The organism is Brevundimonas sp. (genome assembly GCF_035626535.1).
Taxonomy (GTDB): Bacteria; Pseudomonadota; Alphaproteobacteria; order Caulobacterales; family Caulobacteraceae; genus Brevundimonas.
Genome location: NZ_DASPNO010000042.1, coordinates 1 through 18,471, shown reverse-complemented (window position 1 = coordinate 18,471; position 18,471 = coordinate 1). Strand labels below are relative to the sequence as shown.

21 protein-coding genes, 1 tRNA gene and 1 pseudogene are annotated in these 18,471 nt (G+C 68.9%); 10 read left to right on the top strand and 13 right to left on the bottom strand.

From position 1 onward, the window contains the following. Window positions 1–51: 51 nt before the first annotated feature. Window positions 52–1,164 (bottom strand): serine hydrolase domain-containing protein, encoded by a 1,113-nt coding sequence (locus VEC04_RS06230; RefSeq protein WP_324774913.1) that lies wholly within the window; start codon window positions 1,162–1,164, stop codon window positions 52–54. Between the two features lie 104 nt (window positions 1,165–1,268). On the opposite strand from VEC04_RS06230, the gene ppk2 reads away from it, so the two are divergent. Beyond that, window positions 1,269–2,018 carry a polyphosphate kinase 2 gene (ppk2, locus tag VEC04_RS06225; RefSeq protein WP_324774910.1) on the top strand — a complete coding sequence of 250 codons (750 nt, stop codon included), beginning with the start codon at window positions 1,269–1,271 and terminating at the stop codon, window positions 2,016–2,018. Here the strand turns inward: ppk2 and gluQRS are convergent, their stop codons facing one another. Then, window positions 2,019–2,867 carry a tRNA glutamyl-Q(34) synthetase GluQRS gene (gluQRS, locus tag VEC04_RS06220; protein WP_324774908.1) on the bottom strand — a complete coding sequence of 283 codons (849 nt, stop codon included), beginning with the start codon at window positions 2,865–2,867 and terminating at the stop codon, window positions 2,019–2,021. Between the two features lie 80 nt (window positions 2,868–2,947). Between gluQRS and VEC04_RS06215 the strand changes: the two genes are divergently transcribed. The 6 genes from VEC04_RS06215 (at window position 2,948) to VEC04_RS06190 (ending at window position 6,342) form a co-directional block, all read left to right on the top strand. Then, a complete protein-coding gene (locus tag VEC04_RS06215) occupies window positions 2,948–3,610 on the top strand; it encodes a DNA-3-methyladenine glycosylase (protein ID WP_324774905.1) in 663 nt (220 codons plus the stop codon). A gap of 37 nt (window positions 3,611–3,647) precedes the next feature. Continuing rightward, window positions 3,648–4,298 (top strand): trimeric intracellular cation channel family protein, encoded by a 651-nt coding sequence (locus VEC04_RS06210; RefSeq protein WP_324774903.1) that lies wholly within the window; start codon window positions 3,648–3,650, stop codon window positions 4,296–4,298. A 130-nt stretch (window positions 4,299–4,428) separates the two neighbouring features. Next, window positions 4,429–4,992 carry an HNH endonuclease gene (locus tag VEC04_RS06205; RefSeq protein WP_324774943.1) on the top strand — a complete coding sequence of 188 codons (564 nt, stop codon included), beginning with the start codon at window positions 4,429–4,431 and terminating at the stop codon, window positions 4,990–4,992. Between the two features lie 68 nt (window positions 4,993–5,060). After that, entirely contained in the window at window positions 5,061–5,204 is a 144-nt protein-coding gene (locus VEC04_RS06200) for a hypothetical protein (RefSeq protein ID WP_324774901.1), read from the top strand. Between the two features lie 78 nt (window positions 5,205–5,282). Further along, window positions 5,283–5,504: a hypothetical protein gene (locus VEC04_RS06195; protein WP_324774899.1), complete on the top strand. Its 222-nt coding sequence runs from the start codon at window positions 5,283–5,285 to the stop codon at window positions 5,502–5,504. A 52-nt stretch (window positions 5,505–5,556) separates the two neighbouring features. Further along, window positions 5,557–6,342 (top strand): transglutaminase family protein, encoded by a 786-nt coding sequence (locus VEC04_RS06190; protein ID WP_324774896.1) that lies wholly within the window; start codon window positions 5,557–5,559, stop codon window positions 6,340–6,342. On the opposite strand, the gene VEC04_RS06185 is transcribed toward VEC04_RS06190, so the two are convergent. The 4 genes from VEC04_RS06185 to rpmB all read right to left on the bottom strand — a co-directional run bounded on the left by VEC04_RS06185 (window position 6,339) and on the right by rpmB (window position 9,972). After that, entirely contained in the window at window positions 6,339–7,307 is a 969-nt protein-coding gene (locus VEC04_RS06185; RefSeq protein WP_324774894.1) for a hypothetical protein, read from the bottom strand. The genes VEC04_RS06190 and VEC04_RS06185 overlap by 4 nt on opposite strands. 104 nt (window positions 7,308–7,411) lie before the next feature. Then, window positions 7,412–9,196, bottom strand: coding sequence for a M1 family metallopeptidase (locus tag VEC04_RS06180; protein WP_324774891.1), 1,785 nt, complete (start codon window positions 9,194–9,196; stop codon window positions 7,412–7,414). Between the two features lie 64 nt (window positions 9,197–9,260). After that, entirely contained in the window at window positions 9,261–9,593 is a 333-nt protein-coding gene (locus VEC04_RS06175; RefSeq protein WP_324774889.1) for an MmcQ/YjbR family DNA-binding protein, read from the bottom strand. A gap of 82 nt (window positions 9,594–9,675) precedes the next feature. After that, complete coding sequence (gene rpmB, locus VEC04_RS06170; RefSeq protein ID WP_324774886.1) at window positions 9,676–9,972, bottom strand: 50S ribosomal protein L28; 297 nt, start codon at window positions 9,970–9,972, stop codon at window positions 9,676–9,678. 210 nt (window positions 9,973–10,182) lie between these two features. Between rpmB and VEC04_RS06165 the strand changes: the two genes are divergently transcribed. Continuing rightward, window positions 10,183–10,656 (top strand): DUF3617 domain-containing protein, encoded by a 474-nt coding sequence (locus tag VEC04_RS06165; RefSeq protein WP_324774884.1) that lies wholly within the window; start codon window positions 10,183–10,185, stop codon window positions 10,654–10,656. 258 nt (window positions 10,657–10,914) lie between these two features. Further along, entirely contained in the window at window positions 10,915–11,466 is a 552-nt protein-coding gene (locus tag VEC04_RS06160; RefSeq protein WP_324774882.1) for a GNAT family N-acetyltransferase, read from the top strand. 75 nt (window positions 11,467–11,541) lie between these two features. Here the strand turns inward: VEC04_RS06160 and VEC04_RS06155 are convergent, their stop codons facing one another. The 5 genes from VEC04_RS06155 to VEC04_RS06135 all read right to left on the bottom strand — a co-directional run bounded on the left by VEC04_RS06155 (window position 11,542) and on the right by VEC04_RS06135 (window position 16,338). Beyond that, complete coding sequence (locus tag VEC04_RS06155; protein ID WP_168046434.1) at window positions 11,542–12,093, bottom strand: CarD family transcriptional regulator; 552 nt, start codon at window positions 12,091–12,093, stop codon at window positions 11,542–11,544. Window positions 12,094–12,345: 252 nt separating this feature from the next. Then, window positions 12,346–13,092 (bottom strand): DoxX family protein, encoded by a 747-nt coding sequence (locus VEC04_RS06150; RefSeq protein ID WP_324774877.1) that lies wholly within the window; start codon window positions 13,090–13,092, stop codon window positions 12,346–12,348. A 59-nt stretch (window positions 13,093–13,151) separates the two neighbouring features. Then, window positions 13,152–13,493 (bottom strand): ferredoxin FdxA, encoded by a 342-nt coding sequence (gene fdxA / locus VEC04_RS06145; protein ID WP_324774875.1) that lies wholly within the window; start codon window positions 13,491–13,493, stop codon window positions 13,152–13,154. Between the two features lie 65 nt (window positions 13,494–13,558). Next, a complete protein-coding gene (locus tag VEC04_RS06140) occupies window positions 13,559–13,870 on the bottom strand; it encodes an RNA-binding S4 domain-containing protein (protein ID WP_324774873.1) in 312 nt (103 codons plus the stop codon). Further along, entirely contained in the window at window positions 13,867–16,338 is a 2,472-nt protein-coding gene (locus tag VEC04_RS06135) for a helicase-related protein (protein WP_324774871.1), read from the bottom strand. Before VEC04_RS06135 ends, VEC04_RS06140 begins: the two co-directional genes overlap by 4 nt. A gap of 296 nt (window positions 16,339–16,634) precedes the next feature. Here VEC04_RS06135 and VEC04_RS06130 point away from each other — a divergent pair. Beyond that, a tRNA-Arg gene (locus VEC04_RS06130) sits at window positions 16,635–16,711 on the top strand. 778 nt (window positions 16,712–17,489) lie between these two features. Here VEC04_RS06130 and VEC04_RS14200 read toward each other — a convergent pair. After that, window positions 17,490–17,627, bottom strand: a pseudogene (locus tag VEC04_RS14200) (suppressor of fused domain protein); the annotation flags it as partial. Between the two features lie 543 nt (window positions 17,628–18,170). After that, window positions 18,171–18,471 (bottom strand): hypothetical protein (locus VEC04_RS06125; protein WP_324774869.1); only part of this gene is annotated, 301 nt, incomplete at its 5' end.

The following is an 18,471-nucleotide window of genomic DNA, read 5'->3' as shown; positions in this document are numbered from 1 at the left end:
GCCGGGCCACTCATAGACCGCGCCGCGCCCGGCCGAACAGGGGGCGCGAACTCAGCCGGTAAGCGCGATCAGCCTCTGCGCCAGCATCCGGCACGCCGCGGGCCCCTTCGTTCCATCGTTGGCGAAGGTGAAGACCGCGAGCCCGGGCGTCGGGGCGACGACCGCGAGCGTGTGCCACATGGTGTTGGAGCCCTCGTGGGCGAGGGTGTCGCCGGCCCCGGCGAAGGCGCCGGACGGCGGCGCCGGTTGCACGATCCATCCGAGACTGTAGGCCGGTTCGGTCTCTGTCGTGGTGTTCAGCCGGGTCAGGCTTTCGCCGGACAGCCAGTCGCCATCGCCGCTGATTGCGCGGGTCCAGCGGGCGTAGTCGGCCACGGTCATGTGGGCTGTGCCGGCGGGGCCGAGAGCGGCTGGATTGTCGGCCCCGGGACTGGACGGGTCCATCGGCGTCGGTCGGCCGCCGAGCTGACGATGGCCCCAGGCGTTCGGGTCAGGGGGAGCGCCGAAGCCGGCGCTGGACAGGCCCAACGGCCCGAACACCTCGGCCCGCATGGCGTCCTCCCACGCGCCGCCGGTGATCGCCTCGATCGCCGCCCCGGCGATGACGTAGTTCAGGTTGGCGTAGGCGAAGCTCCCCGGGCGGCCACCCGGCGCCCGGGCCAGGGCCGCGGCGGCCAGCGCTGCCCGCTGGGCGGGCAGGGGGCGGGGATCGGCGCGGGCCGTCATGAGCCAGGCCATGCCGAGTTCAGGCTGGTCCAGCATCCCGGCCCGATGGCGCATCACGGCCTCGATGGGGACGTCCCGCCACGCCGGATCGAGCGCCGCGTCCGGGAACACCTCCGCCAGCGTAAGGCCCCAGTGCGTCCGGCCCTGCTCGACCAGTCGGGCGAAGACGGCGGCGGTCATCGCCTTGGTGTTCGAGCCGAGATGCCAGCGGTCCATCGTCGTGGCCGCCTCGTCGGACGCGGCGCGCCGCACGCCCCGGACGCCCGACCAGATCAGGCCGTCGGGCGTCGCCACGCCGCCAGCCAGCGCCGGAGGACCGACCCGGAAGGCGGCATCCAGCGCCTCGTCGAAAGTCTCCGCCCGGGCCAACGCCGGCATGGCCGTCAGCGCCGGGAGGCCCGCGGCCCAGCCCAGCAGCGCGCGCCGGATGATGTTCATGACGTCTCCCGGAATTTGGCGGAACTCTAACGGGCGCTCCGTCCGGCGGCACCTGAACATTCGGTCATCTTGTGCGGCGCCGTCGGCGGGCCCAAGCTCCCGCCATGGGAAAGAAACCGGACGCCTATCAGCCCGAACTGGAACGTCTTCAGCTCAAGCTCGTCGAGGCCCAGGCCTGGGCCATCGACGCGGGGCTCAGGGTCGTGATGGTCTTCGAGGGTCGCGACGCCGCCGGCAAGGACGGCTCGATCAAGCGTCTGACCGAATACATGTCGCCGCGGCAGACCAGGGTTTTCGCCCTGCCCAAGCCGGGCGAGCGCGAGAGCAGCCAGTGGTATTTCCAGCGTTACGCTCCCCACCTGCCCGCAGCGGGCGAAACGTCCATCTTCAATCGCTCCTGGTACAACCGGGCCGGCGTCGAGCCGGTGATGGGGTTCTGCACCCCGGCGCAGCACGAACAGTTCCTGAAGGACGCACCGCGATTCGAACGCATGCTGGTCGATTCCGGCATCCTGCTGATCAAGCTGTGGTTCGACATCTCGAAGGAGGAGCAGGCGGAGCGTCTGGCCGAAAGGGTCGAAGACCCGCTCAAACGGTTCAAGATCACGTCGCTCGACGCCGAGGCCCAAAAGCGCTGGGACGCCTACTCCGCCGCGCGCGACCGGATGCTGGCGGAGACTCATACGGCCCATGCCCCGTGGACGGTGGTGGCCACCGACCACAAGAAGACGGCCCGGCTGAATGTCATCCGCCATGTCCTGACCCGGCTCGGGGCGCCCGGCGTCGGCGCGGAGAAGCCGGACAAGGACGTGGTCTTCCCCGCCGACGAGGCCGATGGCCGGCTGGCGGTCTGATCAGAAGCCCAACCCGGCGCGCAGCGTCTCCGGACTGGCGCCCTCCGCCCTCAGTTGCGCCAGGGTAACGGAGTTGTCCCGCTTGGCGAACCGCCGGCCATCGTCGCCGGTCAGCAGGCGATGGTGACGGTAGACCGGCGTCGGCCAGCCCATCAGCGCCTGCAACAGCACCTGGATGTGGGTCGCCTCGAACAGGTCCTCGCCGCGGATCACATGAGTGACGCGCTGAAGGTCGTCATCGTGGGTGACCGCCACATGATAGGCGGCTCCGGCGTCTTTGCGGGCCACCACGACGTCGCCCGCGGTCTCCGGGCGGGCCCGGATCAGGCCGCGCTCGCCGCCGGGACCCCGGCCCTCCTCGACGAAGGCCAGCGCCCCCCAGGCCCGCCCGCCCAGCACCTCCCGCGCGCGATCCAGCGACAGCCGCCAGGCGAACGGCCGCCCCTCGGCCAGCAGGGTGGCCTCCTCGTCGGCCGGATGAGGACCGGGGCGCAGCGCTTCGGCCGCGCCGTGCGGAGCGTCGCCGATGGCGTCGAGAATGTCCTTGCGGGTGCGGAAGCAGCGATACAGCAGGCCCCGCCGGTTCAGCACGTCCACCACCGTGGCGTAGTCGGTCAGATGCTCCGATTGCCGCCGGACCGGGGTTTCCCAGTCCAGACCCAGCCATCGCAGATCCTCGAGGATTCCCGCTTCGAATTCCGGCCGGCATCGCGTCGGGTCGATATCCTCGATCCGCAGGATGAAGCGGCCGCCCGCGTCCCGCGCCGCCCTCCAGGCCGTCAGGGCCGAAAAGGCGTGGCCCTTGTGAAGGCGGCCGGTCGGCGAGGGGGCGAAGCGGGTGGCGAACATCGGGGGCAGGATAGCGGGAAGCGGACGCGATCACAGCCGTCGCGCTTGTGGCGCCCGAGCCCGCCCGCCAAGGTTGGCGCATGCAGACACCTTACTGGCTGGACGATATCGAGGCGGCGCGGCGGGCGGTCGTGGACCTCGATCCGGCCCTCGCGCAGGCGCATGCCCAGACTCCGGCCTTCGAGTGGCGCCGCCGCGTCGGTGGGTTCGAAGGCCTGTTTCACATGATCGTCGACCAGCAGGTCTCGCTGGCGTCGGCCGCGGCGATCTGGGCGCGCGTGGAGGCCGGGCTCGGCGGCGAGGTGACTCCCGAACGGATGCTCGCCATGGACATCGAGACGCTGCGAACCTTCGGCCTCTCCATTCAGAAGGCGACGTACGGGCATGAGATCGCCCGCGCCCATGTCGAGGGGCGCATCGATTTCGATCACCTGGAGCGGCTGTCGGACGGGGAAGCCATCGCCGCCCTGACGGCGATCAAGGGCGTCGGCAAATGGACGGCCGAAACCTTCCTGATGTTCTGCGAGGGCCGGCGGGACGTCTTCCCGGCCGGCGATATCGCCCTGCAGGAAGCGATGCGCTGGGCCGATGGCGCGGCCCTGCGTCCGCGCGAGAAGGAGGCCTACATCCGCGCCGAAATCTGGCGCCCGCACCGCAGCGTTGCGGCGCATCTGCTGTGGGGATGGTATGGAGCGGTGAAGCGTGGCGATGTCGCGCTGAAGGAGGCCCCGTCTCTCAAGTAGGCGAGCGCCGCGCGCGAGACGATAGAGAGAGACCAGAGTGACCCCGATCGTCGATCCAGCGCTGGCCACCCCTGAGACCGTGCTCGGCGCTCTGGATTTCGCCGGCGTAGCGGTGTTCGCGGCCACCGGCGCCCTGGCGGCGGCGCGCGAGCGGCATGACCTCGTCACCTTCGCCTTCTTTGGCGCCATCACCGGGGTCGGCGGCGGCACCCTGCGCGACCTGCTGATCGGCGCTCCGGTGTTCTGGGTCGGCGACTGGCGCTACATCGCCGTCTGCGTCGCCGCCTCCGTGGCGGTGTGGATGGTCGGCGCCCGGCCGTGGCGCTTCCGCGCCCTGCTGTGGCTCGACGCCATCGGGCTCGCGGCCTACGGCGTCTTCGGAGCGGCGAAGGCCGAGATCTTCGGCGTGGCGCCGCTGATCTGCATCGTCATGGGGGCCCTGACCGCCTGTTTCGGCGGCATCGTCCGCGATCTTCTGGCGGGCCAGCCGTCGATCCTGCTGCGGCGCGAGATCACCGTCTCGGCGGCCTTGCTGGCCGCGACCATCTATGTGGTCGCCCGCGCCGCCGGGCTCGAGGCGTGGCCGGCGGCCCTGATCGCCGCGCCCTGCGGCTTCGCCCTGCGCGCCGGGGCCCTGATCTGGGGCTGGAGCCTGCCGGCCTTCCCCGGGAGCGCGGCGCGGGGCTGAGCGTTGTCGAAACGTCGTCCGGCCGTCATCGCCAAGCTGTCGAATCAGGCGTAGGATTCGGACACAGCCAGGGAAGGAGACGTGTCTTCAGTCCGGTCGCGTCGATAAGCCTCGTTCGCATGGCGAGGGCCTGATGCAGGTCCTGAGCCGCCCCCCGTCCGGCTGGCCTGCGCTGGTGCTCAACGCCGACTTCCGGCCGCTGTCCTACTACCCGCTGTCGATCTGGCCGTGGGAAGAGGTGGTCAAGGCGGTCTACCAGGATCGCGTCGATGTGGTCTCGACCTACGACAAGGTCGTGCGCAGTCCCTCGATGGAAATCGTCCTGCCCAGCGTGATCGCGCTGAAGAACTACGTCGATCAGGATCGGCAGCCCGCCTTCACCCGCTTCAACGTCTTTCTGCGCGACGGTTTCGCCTGCCAGTATTGCAACGCGACGACCGAGTTGACCTTCGACCATGTGATCCCGCGCAGCCGGGGCGGACGCACGACGTGGGAGAACATCGTCGCCGCCTGCAGCCCGTGCAACCTGAAGAAGGGCGGTCGCACGCCCCAGCAGGCCGGCATGCCCATCCGCCGCACTCCGCACCGGCCCAGCGCCTGGCAGCTTCAGGAGTTCGGCCGCCGGTTCCCGCCCCACTATCTGCACCAGAGCTGGCTCGACTACCTCTACTGGGACATCGAACTGGAGCCCTGACGCGGGACGCCGGAACCACCGCGCCGCGCGCCGGTTCGCTGTTGAATGCGGCGGCTCAGGGAGGATCCATGCGGCCCGGCGTGATGTTGATCGTGGTGGTCGTGGCGGTCGCGGTCAGCGTCGCCGTCTACTTCGCCACGGGCGGCCACTTCGTCTTTTTCGCCCTGCCGCTGCTGTTCGCCCTGCCATGGCTGGGACGCCGGAGATCCTGAGATTGTCTGATACCCGTGATACGGGAACATAACTCCCGGTCGGGCCATTTGGGCATGAGGTAAATCGGGAGAGATGCCATGAAGAAGACGCTTGCAGCCGTCACGGCTGGATGTCTGTTGATCGCCGGTCAGGCGGCGGCGACCAGCCAGGGGTTCGCCCGGGTCGGCGACCGCGTCGGAGCCAGGGCCGAAGCGTCCAGCGAATTCGCGGGCATCCCGGTTATCGGCCTTCTCGCCATCGCCGGCGTCATCGCGGCTGCGATCGTGGTCGTCTCGGGCGACGATTCCGACAGCGATTGAAGTCCGCGGCTGACGGATTGACGAAACCATGGGGTCGGCGCAGTCCGGCCCCATGAAAATTCGCGTCCGCGCCGACCTCGTCTATCGCTTCGACCCGCCTACCGACGCGATCTACAAGATCCAGGTGGCGCACTGGCCGGGACAGGCCATCCTCGAGGAGCGGCTGACCACCGCGCCCGCCGTCGAGTTCATCGAGGACCAGGACGAGGAGTTCGGGGCCCGCACCCTGCGCGCCCACCTGTCCGGCGAGGTCGCCCTGACCTATGAGGCCGTGGTCGACAACGGCACGCTCAAGGGGCTGCCGCCGGTCACCGTCCAGCACGACTGGAACGACCTGCCGGCCGAGGTCCTGCCCTATCTGAACCCCAGCCGCTACTGCCCGTCCGACCAGTTCGGGCGCTTCGCGGAACGTACCTTCGGCGGCACCGTCGGCGGCGACCGGGTGCTGAAAATCCTCGACTGGATCCGCGCCGAAATCGACTATGAGCCGGGCGCGTCCGACAGCGAGACCACCGCCGCCCGCACCTTCATCGACCGCGCCGGCGTGTGCCGCGACTTCACCCACATGGGCATCACCCTGTGCCGGGCCTCGGGCATTCCGGCCCGGGCGGTCAGCGCCTACGCCCATCAGCTGACGCCGCCGGATTTCCACGCCATCTTCGAGGTCTGGCTCTCGAACGGCTGGTGGCTGGTCGATCCGACGGGACTGGCGCCGGTCGAGGGGCTGGTGCGCATCGCCTGCGGCCGCGACGCCGCCGACATCGCCTTCCTGACCACCCAGGGCGCCTGCCAGCTGGTGCGGCAGTCGGTGACGGCGGAGGCGCTGGAGGGAGGCTAGTCGTCGACCGCCGCCGATACGTCGATCGTCCCGATCGTCGAATGACCGGTGTGCGGATGCTGCAGCACCACGCGGGGCGCTCCCCCCGCGGCGGCTGGCGGCAGAAAGGCGATGACGCCGGCGTTGGAGCTCGGCTGGGACGAGCCCGATCCCGGCAGGTCGACATAGCCGCTCCGACTGGCGGCAAGGTCACGGACGCCGATCCGGGCTCCGAAAGTCGCGTTCCGTCCGGCGCTGAACAGCAGAACGCCGTCGTTGACCATCAGGGTGCTGGGCTCTGAGGATTCGTTCAGGGGCACGCCGTCCGCGATATCCGCCGCCGCCAGCACGGCAGGCCCGCCGGGCCCCGGTTCGCCGATCCTGTACAGGCGATGTCGGGTCGGGTGGTCGAAATGCAGATAGGCCTCGCCTGTGGTCTGGTCGCGGAGAACGGTGCGCGCGGAGCTGGACGACTGGCACTGGTAGGCGTGATCGGCCGGGGTTCTGGAGACCTGCCGGGGCGCTTCGCCCTCGAGGTCGAGGACGGTCCAGCCGCAGCCGTCGTCCTCTTGCTTCAGGACGACCAGCCGTCCCGATGGCAGGATCACGACCTGGTCGGGGTTTCGCACCGGCAGAAGCCTCTCGCTCAGGATGTCTCCGCGAGGCGACAGGGTCGTCACCAATGCGCCGCCGCCGTGCGGAGCGGTCACGACGGTCAGGCCGCCGGATGTCGGCGCGGCGTCGAACACCCGGTAGTGGAGCGCTCTGCCGACCGGCGCGAGCCGCACCGCGCCGCCGGATTGGCCGATGGCGCAGACCAGCGGCCCGCGGGCCATGCTGAAATAGCCGGCAGGAGCGTATTCGACGCCGCAGCCGAACGGACTGCCGGCGCCCGCGCCGGACATGCCTGCGAAGACGACCGTCTCGCGGTTGTAGGGAAACCGTGGTGGCGCGAGTGACAGTCGCCAGCCGTTGTTCCACCGCATGAAGGTCCGCTCGCCGTCCGCCGGGATCAGTTCGAGCGGGCGGGGCGTCAGGGCAGGGCCGCCGCAGGCCGCAAGCAGCAGGGCGGCGAGGAGGGCGAAACGGGTCAGTCCGAACCCCCGCCCGCCGCCTTCCAGGCCTCGATGAAGTCCAGCCGGCGCAGCACCTTGTTGTCCGGATCGATCAGCACATGGGCGCCCGCCGGGACCGCGATCCGGCCGCGGCCGCCGGTCATCGCCACCGTCTGCCGGCGGCCGTCGATCTCGACCTCGACCGGCATCGGGAAGACGCCGCCGTTGCCGGTGACCCACTCCAGCGTCAGTTCCCCATCGGCCCGCGTCTGGCGCAGGTCGGGCAGGACGGCCTGGTAGAGGTAGCCCTGGAAGAACCAGGTCAGGTCCCGGCCCGTCTCCTCGTTGACGATGGCCAGGAACTCGTCGGTCGTGCCGTAGCGCGGCCGGAACTCGCCCGGACGTGGCGTCGCCGTGCCGTAGACCAGCCGGGTCACGGAGCGGAAGAAGGCCTCGTCGCCGATCAGCATGCGCAGACTGTGGGCGATCTGCGAGCCCTTGTTGTAGATGTCGAGGCCCGGACCGGTGTCGCCCTGGTAGACCTCGTCCTCGGACTTCTCCTCGCCCGAGACTACGGGGAATTTGTTGATCAGCCCGCGGCGCTGGTCCAGCAGCGAGGCCTGCATGAAGGTCTCGCCGTGCAGCCAGCGGTCGTAGAGCGGCTGCATGTAGCTGCCGAGGCCCTCGTGCAGCCACATGTCGTCGGCGTTGCGGTTGGTCAGCTGGTTGCCGAACCACTCGTGCGACAGTTCGTGGTGCAGCAGCCAGTCGAAGCCGCGGCCGTCCAGCTTGTACTCGTTGCCGTAGGCGTTGATCGTCTGGTGCTCCATGCCGAGGTGCGGCGTCTCGACCACGCCCATCTTCTCGTCGCCGAACGGGTAGGGGCCGACCGTCGCCTCGTAGAAGTCGAGCATCGGGGCGATCTCGTCGAACAGGGCCCGCGCCTTGGCCGGATCGTCGGACTTCAGGTGCCAGTACTGGATCGGATAGCGGTTGCCGAAGCGGCTCTCGTAGGTGTCGGCGATCTCAACGTACGGGCCGATGTTCAGGGCGATGGCGTAGGTGTTGGGATTGGCCGCCGACCAGTTCCACGTCGTCCAGCCGTCGCCGTGATCGACCGTGCCGAGGAATTTCCCGTTCGACGGCGCCGACAGGTTGGACGGCACGGTGATGTGCAGGTCCACCCGGCCCGGCTCGGCGAGCGGATGGTCGATGCAGGGCCAGAAGATGTCGCAGCCCTCGGGCTGGACCGCAGTGGCGATCCAGGGCTCGCCCGACGGGGCCGTGGCCCAGACGAAGCCGCCGTCCCAGGGCGCCATCGGCGCCACGCGCGGCTGGCCCGCATAGGCGATGCGCAGCTCGGCCGTCTCGCCGGCTGCCAGCGGCTCCGCCAGCTGGACCGTCATCCGGCCCTCGGGATTGGACCAGCGGCCGGCGGGGACGGGCGCGCCGTTCACGGCGACCTCCGAGACGGTCAGCAAGGTGTCCAGCTCGACCACCAGCCGGTCGACGGGCGAGGTGGCGGTGAAATCCAGCAGGGCGACGGCGTCGATGGCCTTGTCGTCCGGGATCACCTTGATCGTCAGGTCGGCCTTGTCGAACCGCACCGCCAGTTGCTCCGGCGCCCGCGGCTGGTCGGTGCCGAGGGTGAAGGCGGTGGATTCCCGCGCCGGGGCCTGTTGCGGTGGCGGCGCCGGGTCAGGCTCGACCCACGCCGGCGAGTCCGTGGTCATGGCCATGTCGCCGGGACCGGCGGCGCAGGCGGCGAGGGCGAGCAGGGAGACGCCCATCAGGGCGGCGCGGCAGGCGATCAGGGACACGGAGGACTCCCGGCTGTGAACGGCGCCAGCCTAATGCCCGCCGCCACCGGCGCAACCGCAAAGCCTACAGGCCGCGCGCCAGCCGCTGGGCCTTCGTGGCCCGGCGGGCCCAGGCCTTGTCGATCTGCTCCCGCAGCCGGTCGTCATCGGCCCGCTCCGGCCGAACCAGCACGGCGGGCCAGCCCTCGTAGTGCGGGGTCTGGAAATAGGCCTCCGGCTCGGTCTCTTTCAGAAAGGCCACGGTGTCGAGATCCAGTGCGAGCGCCAGCGCGTCCGGCTCGCGCCCTTCGTTGACGATCCAGTGTCCCCGCACGCGGATGCAGCGGCCGCCGTGCAGGGTCGAATCCTCGGCGCCGGGCTGGCTCAGAGCGTAGGCGAACATCTCGTCGCGGGTCATGAGGATGACCCTGGCCCCGCCGCGCGCAAAGAAAAAGGCCGGTGTTTCCACCGGCCTCTTCAGATCTTGATGGCGTCGCCGATCAGGCGGCGGCTTGCTCGGCCAGCTTGGCCTTGACCTGGCGCTTGATGCGCTGGGCGGCGACCGACAGCTGCTCGTCGCGAGCCTTGACGATGAACGGGTCCAGACCGCCCTTGTAGTCCAGGGTGCGCAGCGCGGCGTTCGAGATGCGCAGCGAGAAGGTCTGGCCGAGGGCCTCCGACGTGACCTTGACCGCCTTCAGCGACGGCAGGAACCGGCGCTTGGTCTTGATGTTCGAGTGGCTCACGCTGTGGCCGACCATCGGGCCGATACCGGTGAGTTCGCAGCGACGCGACATCTGACTATCCTTCGGAGCGGTCCACGATACGAAGCGGACGCATGAAACAGGTGCGCGCGGGAGGTCATCCCGCGCGAGAGGGGGGCGTATAGAGGAGGAATCCTCGTCCCGTCAAGACTTGGACCGCGCAACGGAGCCGTTCAGCCGCCGTTCAATTGCCGCCATATATCGGCACTAGTCATGAGACCGAAATTCAACCCCGGGACCTCCATGAAGCCTTCCGTCCTCGTTCGTGTCGCCGCCACCGCCGCGCCTGTGGTCGCCGGCGCCCTGTTCCTCGCCGCGCCCGTCGCGCCGCAGGCCGCGATGACTCCCCAGTCCAGCGCGGACACCGTCCTGCCCGGCTACTGGGAATACACCACCAGCGCCGTGGGCGTGCGCGACACCGAGACCAAATGCGTTCGCCCCAGCGAGATCAACCGCTTCTTCGGCGGCCTGTCGACGCGCCGCTGGCGGTGCACCTATCCGGTGCGCCAGGTGGGTAACGGCAACGCCCGCTTCGAGGGCACCTGCGAGGACCGCAAGGGCCGGCGCGTCAATGTGCGCCTGAACGGCACCTACCAGCAGGAGAGCTTCTCCTTCCGCGGCGGGGCCCAGCTGGCTCGCGGCACGCCCTACCTGCCGGCCAGCATCACCGCCCGCCGCCTCGCCGCCCAGTGCCCGGCCAACGCCGAGTATTTCTGACCGGCGAACCGTCCCGCGTCGCCTCGTCGAGGTTGCCGGGCGGACTCAAGGCATAGGCGCCGAACCCGGCGAGACGTCGACGACATTTCGCCACTCGCCGCCTTCCTTCCGCCAGATGCGACGGCTTGGAACTCGCGTCGTCGGCGGCCGGGGATTTTAGCGGATCCGCGACAAAGGTTGCCCGCATGGCGTGCCTGTCGCGGTCGATCAGCCCCGACGGTCGTTGCCGCCGCCGGCCCCCCGCGCCAAAGTGTCCGGATGAACACCGAGCGGCTCCGCATCCGACCCCTCCGAGCGGCCGACGCGGAAGCGGTCCACGAAATCCACGAGCTGGTCGGGCACGGCCGCGCGCGTCGCACGCTCGATCAGCTGCGGGCCCTGTATAGCGAAATGGAAGCCAGGCCGGATGAGGCCGCCGGCTGGCATGGCCTCGTCGTGGAGCTGGGCGACGGGGTCGTCATCGGCGAGATCGGCGTATGCGTCGGTCATCCGGAAGAGAAGCAGGCCGAGCTCGGATACAGCCTTCACCCGCGGTTCTGGCGGCAGGGATACGCGACCGAGGCGCTGACGGCCGTGCTGTTCGACCTCTTCTCCAGGAGACGGCTCCATCGGGTCGTGGCGACCACCGCTGCCGACAACGTCGCATCAAGGGATTTGCTGGCCCGGCTGGGTTTCCGTCTCGAGGCCCGGAACAGATCAGCCTTCCACGATTACCGTTTGGAGCGCTGGGTGGACTCTGTCGGATACGGGTTGCTCGCGAGCGAGTGGCCTCGAGCGGACCCGGCCGGCGGGCCAGCCGCCCGTTCCTGAGAACGCTGTCCGCCACCAAACAAAAGGCCCGGGATCACTCCCGGGCCTTTCGTCATACAGCGATGCGCGTCGAAATCAGGCGGCTTCGGCTTCTTCGGCGGCCTCGGCGGCGGCGATGACGGCCTTCTTGGCGCTCAGCGACTTGCCGAGCAGTTCGACGGCGGCGTCCTTGTCGATGCGGTTGGCCGCCGCGACCTCGCGGGCCATGCGGTCCAGCGCCGATTCATAAAGCTGACGCTCCGAATAGGACTGTTCCGGCTGGCTGTCGGCGCGGTGCAGGTCGCGGACCACCTCGGCGATCGAGATCAGGTCGCCCGAGTTGATCTTGGCCTCGTATTCCTGCGCGCGGCGCGACCACATGGTGCGCTTGATGCGGGCGCGGCCCTTCAGCGTGGTCAGGGCCTTCGACACCACGTCGTCGGCGGCCAGCGAACGCAGGCCGGCGGTCTTGGCCTTCTTGGTCGGCACCCGCAGGGTCATTTTCTCGTGATCGAAGGTCACGACATAGACCTCCAGAGACATGCCCGCGACTTCCTGGGTCTCGACAGCCGCCACCTTGCCGACGCCGTGCGCCGGATAGACGACCGCGTCGCCAACCTTGAATTCCAGACCAGTCTTGTTCGTCATGTCATTCCTTTCCCGGCGCGAGACGGCGGGGTGAGACGAAAACGTGAAACGACGGGGGCTCGTCCCGCGGCAAGAACCGCCGGCGCGAAACTCAATCGTCAAATCAGAAACGGATCACCAAACCTCTGGCCGATCCCGCCTGCGTGGACGGGATTCTGTCGCAAACGCGGGCGGCGCGAAGAAATCGCAGACCGCCCGACCCAATGACAGTAACCTATCACAAATCTGCGGAATTTCAAAACGTCCACAGCGTCAGCGCACGGAAGGCTGTAAATCCTCTCCGTATTGTGAAAGCGCGCGATGGACCGTCCAGGCGACGCCGGTCAGGGCGAAGGCCAGCGCACATGCGACCCATTCGCTGCGATCGCCCGGCGTGGCGAGCAGCCGGGGCAGGTGCACCAGCAGGATCCACGAGGCGAACATGGCCCCGACCAGCGCCGAGGCGAGCCGCGCCATGACGCCGCTGACCAGCGCCAGTCCGGCCGCGATGTTGGCGGCGCCTGTGACCCATGGCCACAGGGCCCGGCCCGGCATCCACTCCGGGATCATCCCGGCGATGGCCTCGACGTACATCCAGTGCACCACGCCGAACACGACCAGCATCAGGCCAACCGCCATCCGCGCCGCCGGCGTCAGGTCGGCCCGTCCCGGGGCGGCGATCAGCATGGCCGCCGACATCAGCCCCAGAACCTCCATCGCCGAGACCCAGCGGACGGCGTCGCCGGGCGCGGCGACCAGTCCCGGCGCGTGCGTGAACAGCAGAAGGGTCAGCAGCCCCCACAGCGTCAGCGCCGTCGGCCGCGCGGTCCGGCTCCACGCCAGCCCCGCTCCGGCCAGCAACAGAACTGCGCCATTCAGCCAGATCCCCCACTGCGGCGCGTCGAACGGCTGCAGGCCGTTGATGAGGTGGCTGAAATAGAGGCTGATGACGCCGAAGCCCATCAGCCCCGCCGCCAGCATTTGCCGTCCCGGCAGCGGCAGCCCCCGTATGTCGCGCATGGGCGGTCCTCCCCGGTGCAGCAGACCATGGGGCGCGGGTCAGCGCAAAGGAACGGCGATCAGGAACCCTTGCCGGGGTTGGGTGAGAAGTATTTCTCGAACTTGCCGGTCTCGCGCTCGAACTGTTCCGCGTCGGCGGGCGGCGCGCCCTTGACCGTGATGTTCGGCCAGACCTTGGCGTATTCGGCATTGACCATCAGCCATTTGCCGTCGGGTTCGTCCTCGGTGTCCGGCTTGATGGCGTCGACCGGGCACTCCGGCTCGCAGACGCCGCAGTCGATGCATTCGTCCGGCGCGATGACGAGGAAATTCTCGCCCTCGTAAAAGCAGTCGACCGGGCAGACCTCGACGCAGTCCATGAACTTACATTTCACGCAGGCGTCGGTGACGATGTAGGTCATTGAGCGGAAAGCGTTCGCGGTTGCCGGGGGACGGGTTGCGCAGATGACCCCGGCGGCGAACGCTGTCAACCGGTGCCCGTGTCGCGGGCCGGCTCGCTTCCGGGATCACGGGCGGCGTAGAGGGTCCGGGCCTCTCCGGCCGGGCCGCGCCGTTCGCCCAGCGCCTCCACCGTCAGGTCGATCAGCCGGCCGCCGAGGGCGAACACCAGACCGTCGCCGACGTGGACGCTGCGGCTGGGCTTGTCGAGCCGGGTCTGCACGCCGTTGTGGGTCAGCCTGACCGCGCCCCGCTCGACCATGGCGGCCGCCAGCGAGCGGCTCTTCGCGAAGCGGGCGCGCCACAGCCAGACATCGATGCGGCAGCTGATTTCGGTCACTTGGCGGTCCGCTTGCGGGGCCGCTTCCGCCGCGCGGGTGAGGGCGCGGCCAGCACTGACAGGGCCGCGAAGGGGGAGTCAGGCGCCGCCTTCGCCCGGCCGGCGCGATCCGGCTGCTGCGCCCGCGTCGATTTCAGCGCTCCGGCGAGGGCCCTGGCCTGCTCCGGCGTGACGCCCAGTTCGTTCAGATCGGTTTCGGTCAGCGCGCCCTTGTTGCGCGCCCGCCGCTCGGCCAACGACTCCAGCATCTCCACCCCGGCGGCGACCCGTCCGACAGCGCGCAGGCCGAAGGCGGACAGCAGCCGCGGCGAGGGGGTCGCCTCGGGCAGGACCGTCAGCGCCTTCGGCCCCGGGCGGAACGGTTCGCCCGCCACGAAGGCCTGCGCCACCGAGGCGCCGCGTCCCTTCAGCAGGGCCGGCAGCCAAACCGAATGGGCCCCCAGCCGGACGCCGAAGCTTTTCAGGGTGCGCCGCTCGACCTGGCTCAGCGCGGCCAGGTCGCGCTCGACGTCTCGCCGGTCGATCACCCCGCCGGCCTCGACCAGCCGGAAGGCGACGCCGCGCGGCAACCCCTTCAGCGTGCCGCTCTCGACCGCCGTCTTCAGCCGCCGCAAGGCCCTCAGCGCCCGTCCGGCCTCGCCCGCGAGCCAGGCTTCGAGCCGCCGCTGCGCCCGCTCTCGCGCCGCCACCGGGCCGAGTTCGCCCAGCAGCCGCACCCGCGGCGCGAACCAGTTGCCGCCGGCGACCTGTCCCGCCTGCGCCCCGCGCCAGAGCACCGCCCCGTCCGGCGTCACGGCGAAGGCGTCGTCGGTGTCCGCCGCCAGCCGCCCCAGCCGTCGCGCGATCTCGGGCGTCACGGCCTGTCGGGCCGCCTGACGCAAGGCCCGGTCCTCCAGCGTGCTGGCGCCCTTGTCGATCTGGAAGTCGACGCCGGAGAGACGGCCCACCGCGTGACCCTCGACCACCACCGCGCCGTCGGCGTCCACATCGGCGACCGCATCCTCCCGCACGTTCAGCGCCCGCATCAGGGCGGTGGTGCGCCGGTCGACGAAGCGCGCCGTCAGCCGCTCGTGCAGCACGTCCGACAGCCGCTCCTCGAGCGCCTTGGTACGGTCGCGCCAGTCCTGCGCCTGGTCCAGCCAGTCGGGCCGGTTGGCGATATAGCTCAGCGTCCGCACCCCGCTCAGCCGCGCCGAGAGCTGGTCGATCTGGCCGTCGTCGCGGTCGAGGTCGGCGAAGCGCGGCGCGATCCAGTCGTCGGTCAGCCGGCCGCGCCGGCCGGTCAGCGCCTCGAAGATCTCCTTCGCCAGCCGGGCGTGTTCGTCCAGCGTGGTCTTCTGGAAGTCGGGCAGCTGGCAGGCCTCCCACAGCCGCATGATGGCGCCGCGAGAACGGCCGATCCGCGCCACCTCCTCGTCCTTGACCAGCCGCCGCAGCAGGGTCTCGTCCAGCGCCGGCTGGGTCAGATTCAGCCCACGCACCCCGGGCGTCACCGTCAGCGAGCGGAGCAGATCGGGCAGGGTGTCGAAGTCCAGCCGGGCGTTGCGCCACTCGGCCGCCTCGACCGGGTCAAAGCGGTGCTCGACCACCTGTTCGACGAGGTCGGGATCCAGCTCGATGGCCTCGCCGGTGACCCCGAACGTGCCGTCGCGCAGGTGCCGCCCGGCCCGGCCGGCGATCTGGCCGATCTCATGGGCGTGCAGCCAGCGCGTCCTCCGCCCGTCGAATTTGCGCAGGCCGGCGAAGGCGACGTGATCGACCTCCATGTTCAGTCCCATGCCGATGGCGTCGGTGGCGACGAGGAAGTCGACCTCGCCGGACTGGAACAGCTCGACCTGGGCGTTACGGGTGCGGGGGCTGAGGCTACCCATGACCACCGCCGCGCCGCCGCGCTGGCGCCGGATCAGTTCGGCGATGGCGTAGACCTGCTCGGTGCTGAAGGCGACGATGGCGCTGCGGCGGGGCAGGCGGGTCAGCTTCTTCGAGCCGGCGTAGCTCAGCGTCGACAGGCGCTCGCGCTCGACGATCTCGACGTCGGGGACCAGCGCCCGCATCAGCGGTGCCATGGTGCCGGCGCCGAGGAACATGGTCTCGAACCGGCCGCGGGCGTGCAGCAGACGCTGGGTGAAGACGTGGCCGCGCTCGGGATCGGCCACCAGCTGGATCTCGTCGACCGCCAGGAACTCCACCGTCCGCTCCATCGGCATGGCCTCGACGGTGCAGACGAAATAGTGGGCCCGCGGGGGGACGATCTTCTCTTCCCCGGTGACCAGCGCCACCGCCGCCGCGCCGCGCCGCTTGACGATCCGGTCGTAGATTTCGCGCGCCAGCAACCGCAGCGGCAGGCCGATCATGCCCGAGGCGTGCCCCAGCATCCGCTCGACCGCCAGATGGGTCTTGCCGGTATTGGTGGGGCCCAGCACCGCGACGACGCGCGAGGGGGCCATGCCGGTGGCGCGGTCGCTCATGAGACTGAAAAGGTGGCTGTTACTGACGGGTTCCTCAAGCGGCGCCGCGCGCTTTTCGCCGTCCGTAAACGGCAAGGCTTCGGCAAGCGGAACAGGGGCGAAACGAATCAGGACCGAATCACCGACACGGCCCGATTCGGGATTTGTTCACCCCAAGATATTGTATCTTAAAGCCGATTAACCACAATCCCCGAGGTCCGCCGGCGGGGGGGCGACGCGGCTCCCGCCGCCGGAAGAGATTTTCCCTTTCGGCGCCGCTTCCCCCGCGCGTCCCGACCCGCTAGGTCAGCCGCGATGGCCCCGTAGCTCAGCTGCATAGAGCAAGGCTTTCCTAAAGCCGAGGTCGCAGGTTGGAGTCCTGCCGGGGTCGCCAAGCGCTTGATATTATTCAACAATATCAGGAAGTTAGGCCGACTGTGTCTAACCGGGGTTCGCCACCCTCGTCCGAAGGTCCGGATTGGGCCGGCCCAAGGACCTCCGCTATGGGTGGGAAGCGGACGTTCCGCCTACGCCTGTCCGCCGCAGTTATTGTCGCGATGCGGCTGGGATCGAAGATGCTCGGATATACCAACTCTCGCCCAGCGACCTGAAGACCGTGTGATCTGTGTCCGGATCGCTTCGGATCACGCTGTCGATGCTCGCCACCGGTTCAGTGGAGGGGGCAATCGGTCTGTGTGTGAACATCCGCGACTCATAGCGGTCGCGTCCCGCATGTTCGAACACCAGGATGTCCACACTCGGCTGCGAGCTAAGGTCCGAGGATACTGAATCGACGCCAAGGCGTTGCATCAGCGAGCCAATGGTCGCGACCCTCTCTCGGCTTGCGTCTACTGGGAGGACGGACAAACCACCATCCTCGTCCCTCTCGATCCGAAGGATGCGCGGAGGCCTCGTGACGGCTTGGCGAATGGTTTCGAAGTCGCTTCTGTCCGACGCCCACTGTTGGACCATCGCTGCCTCCGAGGGAGCAGTTTCGGTCTGAGAACAACCGGTGGCCGTCAGCAAGGCGACGCCAGCGGCGGCTGCAACTATCGTTTTCATCGTCACCCCCCGCGCACGATGCTTAGTTTGCCGAAGGTCCGCAATGGCTCGAGAGCGGAACGTCGCCTAGGGGTGGATAGCCGACATACGCGGATCACCCCCGAAAGCCGTTATGCAAATGCATCGCGACGCGGGTTGGCGTATTCAATCGGCCCGTCGTCAAAACGGGCTTCCAGCGCGTCCAGCCCCTCAGCTTGTTTGAATGCGACTTCAGAAGCTGTGATCGGAAGCAGCCAAAGGCATCTGACACGCTCGCCATCGACCCAAGCGTCCTCAAGTCGGGGCCATCGAGGTAGGGTAAGCTAACAAGCCCGTGGTCGCACGATGAGCCGGGAAGCCAGGGTCTGCCGAAGTTGACGGAATGACCAACCCCAAGCGGCGAAGCGGTTCTATGGTAATGAGCCGTGGCGTATAGCAACTCAACTATCGACGGTGATGCCTCGGGTGCGAAGATGTGAAGCTCTACCGCGTTTGGCTCTCTTGGTTGCGACATACCCACTGTCGCATAGGTCCAGACGGCGCGTGTGCTGGTCGGCTTGAAACGTAGCACCTCAAAATCGACCGGCAATTGCTGAACCGGGCCTGCCGCAAACGGACAATTCTCACCGATCTGGCCCCAACTGCCCCTGTAGTGCTGCGCCAGCACATCTTGCCAGAGAGCCATTTTTGATCCCCGCCCGATAGTCTGCTTGCATTAGCGGCGTGGTGAAACGATGCCAAGCTGACCTGCTCTGATGTCCGCAACGGGTCGGAAGCCGACGCGCGCTCGGGGTTCGAAAGCGGAAGTCCGCTTATTGAGCATCATCCTCTCCAGCAAGAATGATCCGAACACCGCGCCTCTCCAGCTTCGCTTGTTCGATGGCCTCCATCACACAGGCGAACTGAGGATAGGTTGGGGGCTGGGTGACGGGCCACACTTCCAGATCGCTGTCGGAGGTGACGTGGAGAAGCGAACCCGCGGCGAGGCCGCACCCCCGCTCCAACTCAGCCGCTGCTGCGCTCAAATCGACGGGCGCGATCCTGGTCCCGGCTGAGGAAAGGCCAGCCAGTGGTGAACAGCCAGCGAGGCAGACGGAGATGATGAGCCAAGGC

Excerpts from the sequence above, each read along its gene's own strand:
- VEC04_RS06230 (WP_324774913.1), bottom strand. The coding sequence starts at position 1,164 with ATGAACATCATCCGGCGCGCGCTGCTGGGCTGGGCCGCGGGCCTCCCG.
- ppk2 (WP_324774910.1), top strand. The coding sequence starts at position 1,269 with ATGGGAAAGAAACCGGACGCCTATCAGCCCGAACTGGAACGTCTTCAG.
- gluQRS (WP_324774908.1), bottom strand. The coding sequence starts at position 2,867 with ATGTTCGCCACCCGCTTCGCCCCCTCGCCGACCGGCCGCCTTCACAAG.
- VEC04_RS06215 (WP_324774905.1), top strand. The coding sequence starts at position 2,948 with ATGCAGACACCTTACTGGCTGGACGATATCGAGGCGGCGCGGCGGGCG.
- VEC04_RS06200 (WP_324774901.1), top strand. The coding sequence starts at position 5,061 with ATGCGGCCCGGCGTGATGTTGATCGTGGTGGTCGTGGCGGTCGCGGTC.
- VEC04_RS06195 (WP_324774899.1), top strand. The coding sequence starts at position 5,283 with ATGAAGAAGACGCTTGCAGCCGTCACGGCTGGATGTCTGTTGATCGCC.
- VEC04_RS06190 (WP_324774896.1), top strand. The coding sequence starts at position 5,557 with ATGAAAATTCGCGTCCGCGCCGACCTCGTCTATCGCTTCGACCCGCCT.
- VEC04_RS06185 (WP_324774894.1), bottom strand. The coding sequence starts at position 7,307 with ATGCGGTGGAACAACGGCTGGCGACTGTCACTCGCGCCACCACGGTTT.
- VEC04_RS06175 (WP_324774889.1), bottom strand. The coding sequence starts at position 9,593 with ATGACCCGCGACGAGATGTTCGCCTACGCTCTGAGCCAGCCCGGCGCC.
- rpmB (WP_324774886.1), bottom strand. The coding sequence starts at position 9,972 with ATGTCGCGTCGCTGCGAACTCACCGGTATCGGCCCGATGGTCGGCCAC.
- VEC04_RS06165 (WP_324774884.1), top strand. The coding sequence starts at position 10,183 with ATGAAGCCTTCCGTCCTCGTTCGTGTCGCCGCCACCGCCGCGCCTGTG.
- VEC04_RS06160 (WP_324774882.1), top strand. The coding sequence starts at position 10,915 with ATGAACACCGAGCGGCTCCGCATCCGACCCCTCCGAGCGGCCGACGCG.
- VEC04_RS06155 (WP_168046434.1), bottom strand. The coding sequence starts at position 12,093 with ATGACGAACAAGACTGGTCTGGAATTCAAGGTTGGCGACGCGGTCGTC.
- VEC04_RS06150 (WP_324774877.1), bottom strand. The coding sequence starts at position 13,092 with ATGCGCGACATACGGGGGCTGCCGCTGCCGGGACGGCAAATGCTGGCG.
- fdxA (WP_324774875.1), bottom strand. The coding sequence starts at position 13,493 with ATGACCTACATCGTCACCGACGCCTGCGTGAAATGTAAGTTCATGGAC.
- VEC04_RS06135 (WP_324774871.1), bottom strand. The coding sequence starts at position 16,338 with ATGAGCGACCGCGCCACCGGCATGGCCCCCTCGCGCGTCGTCGCGGTG.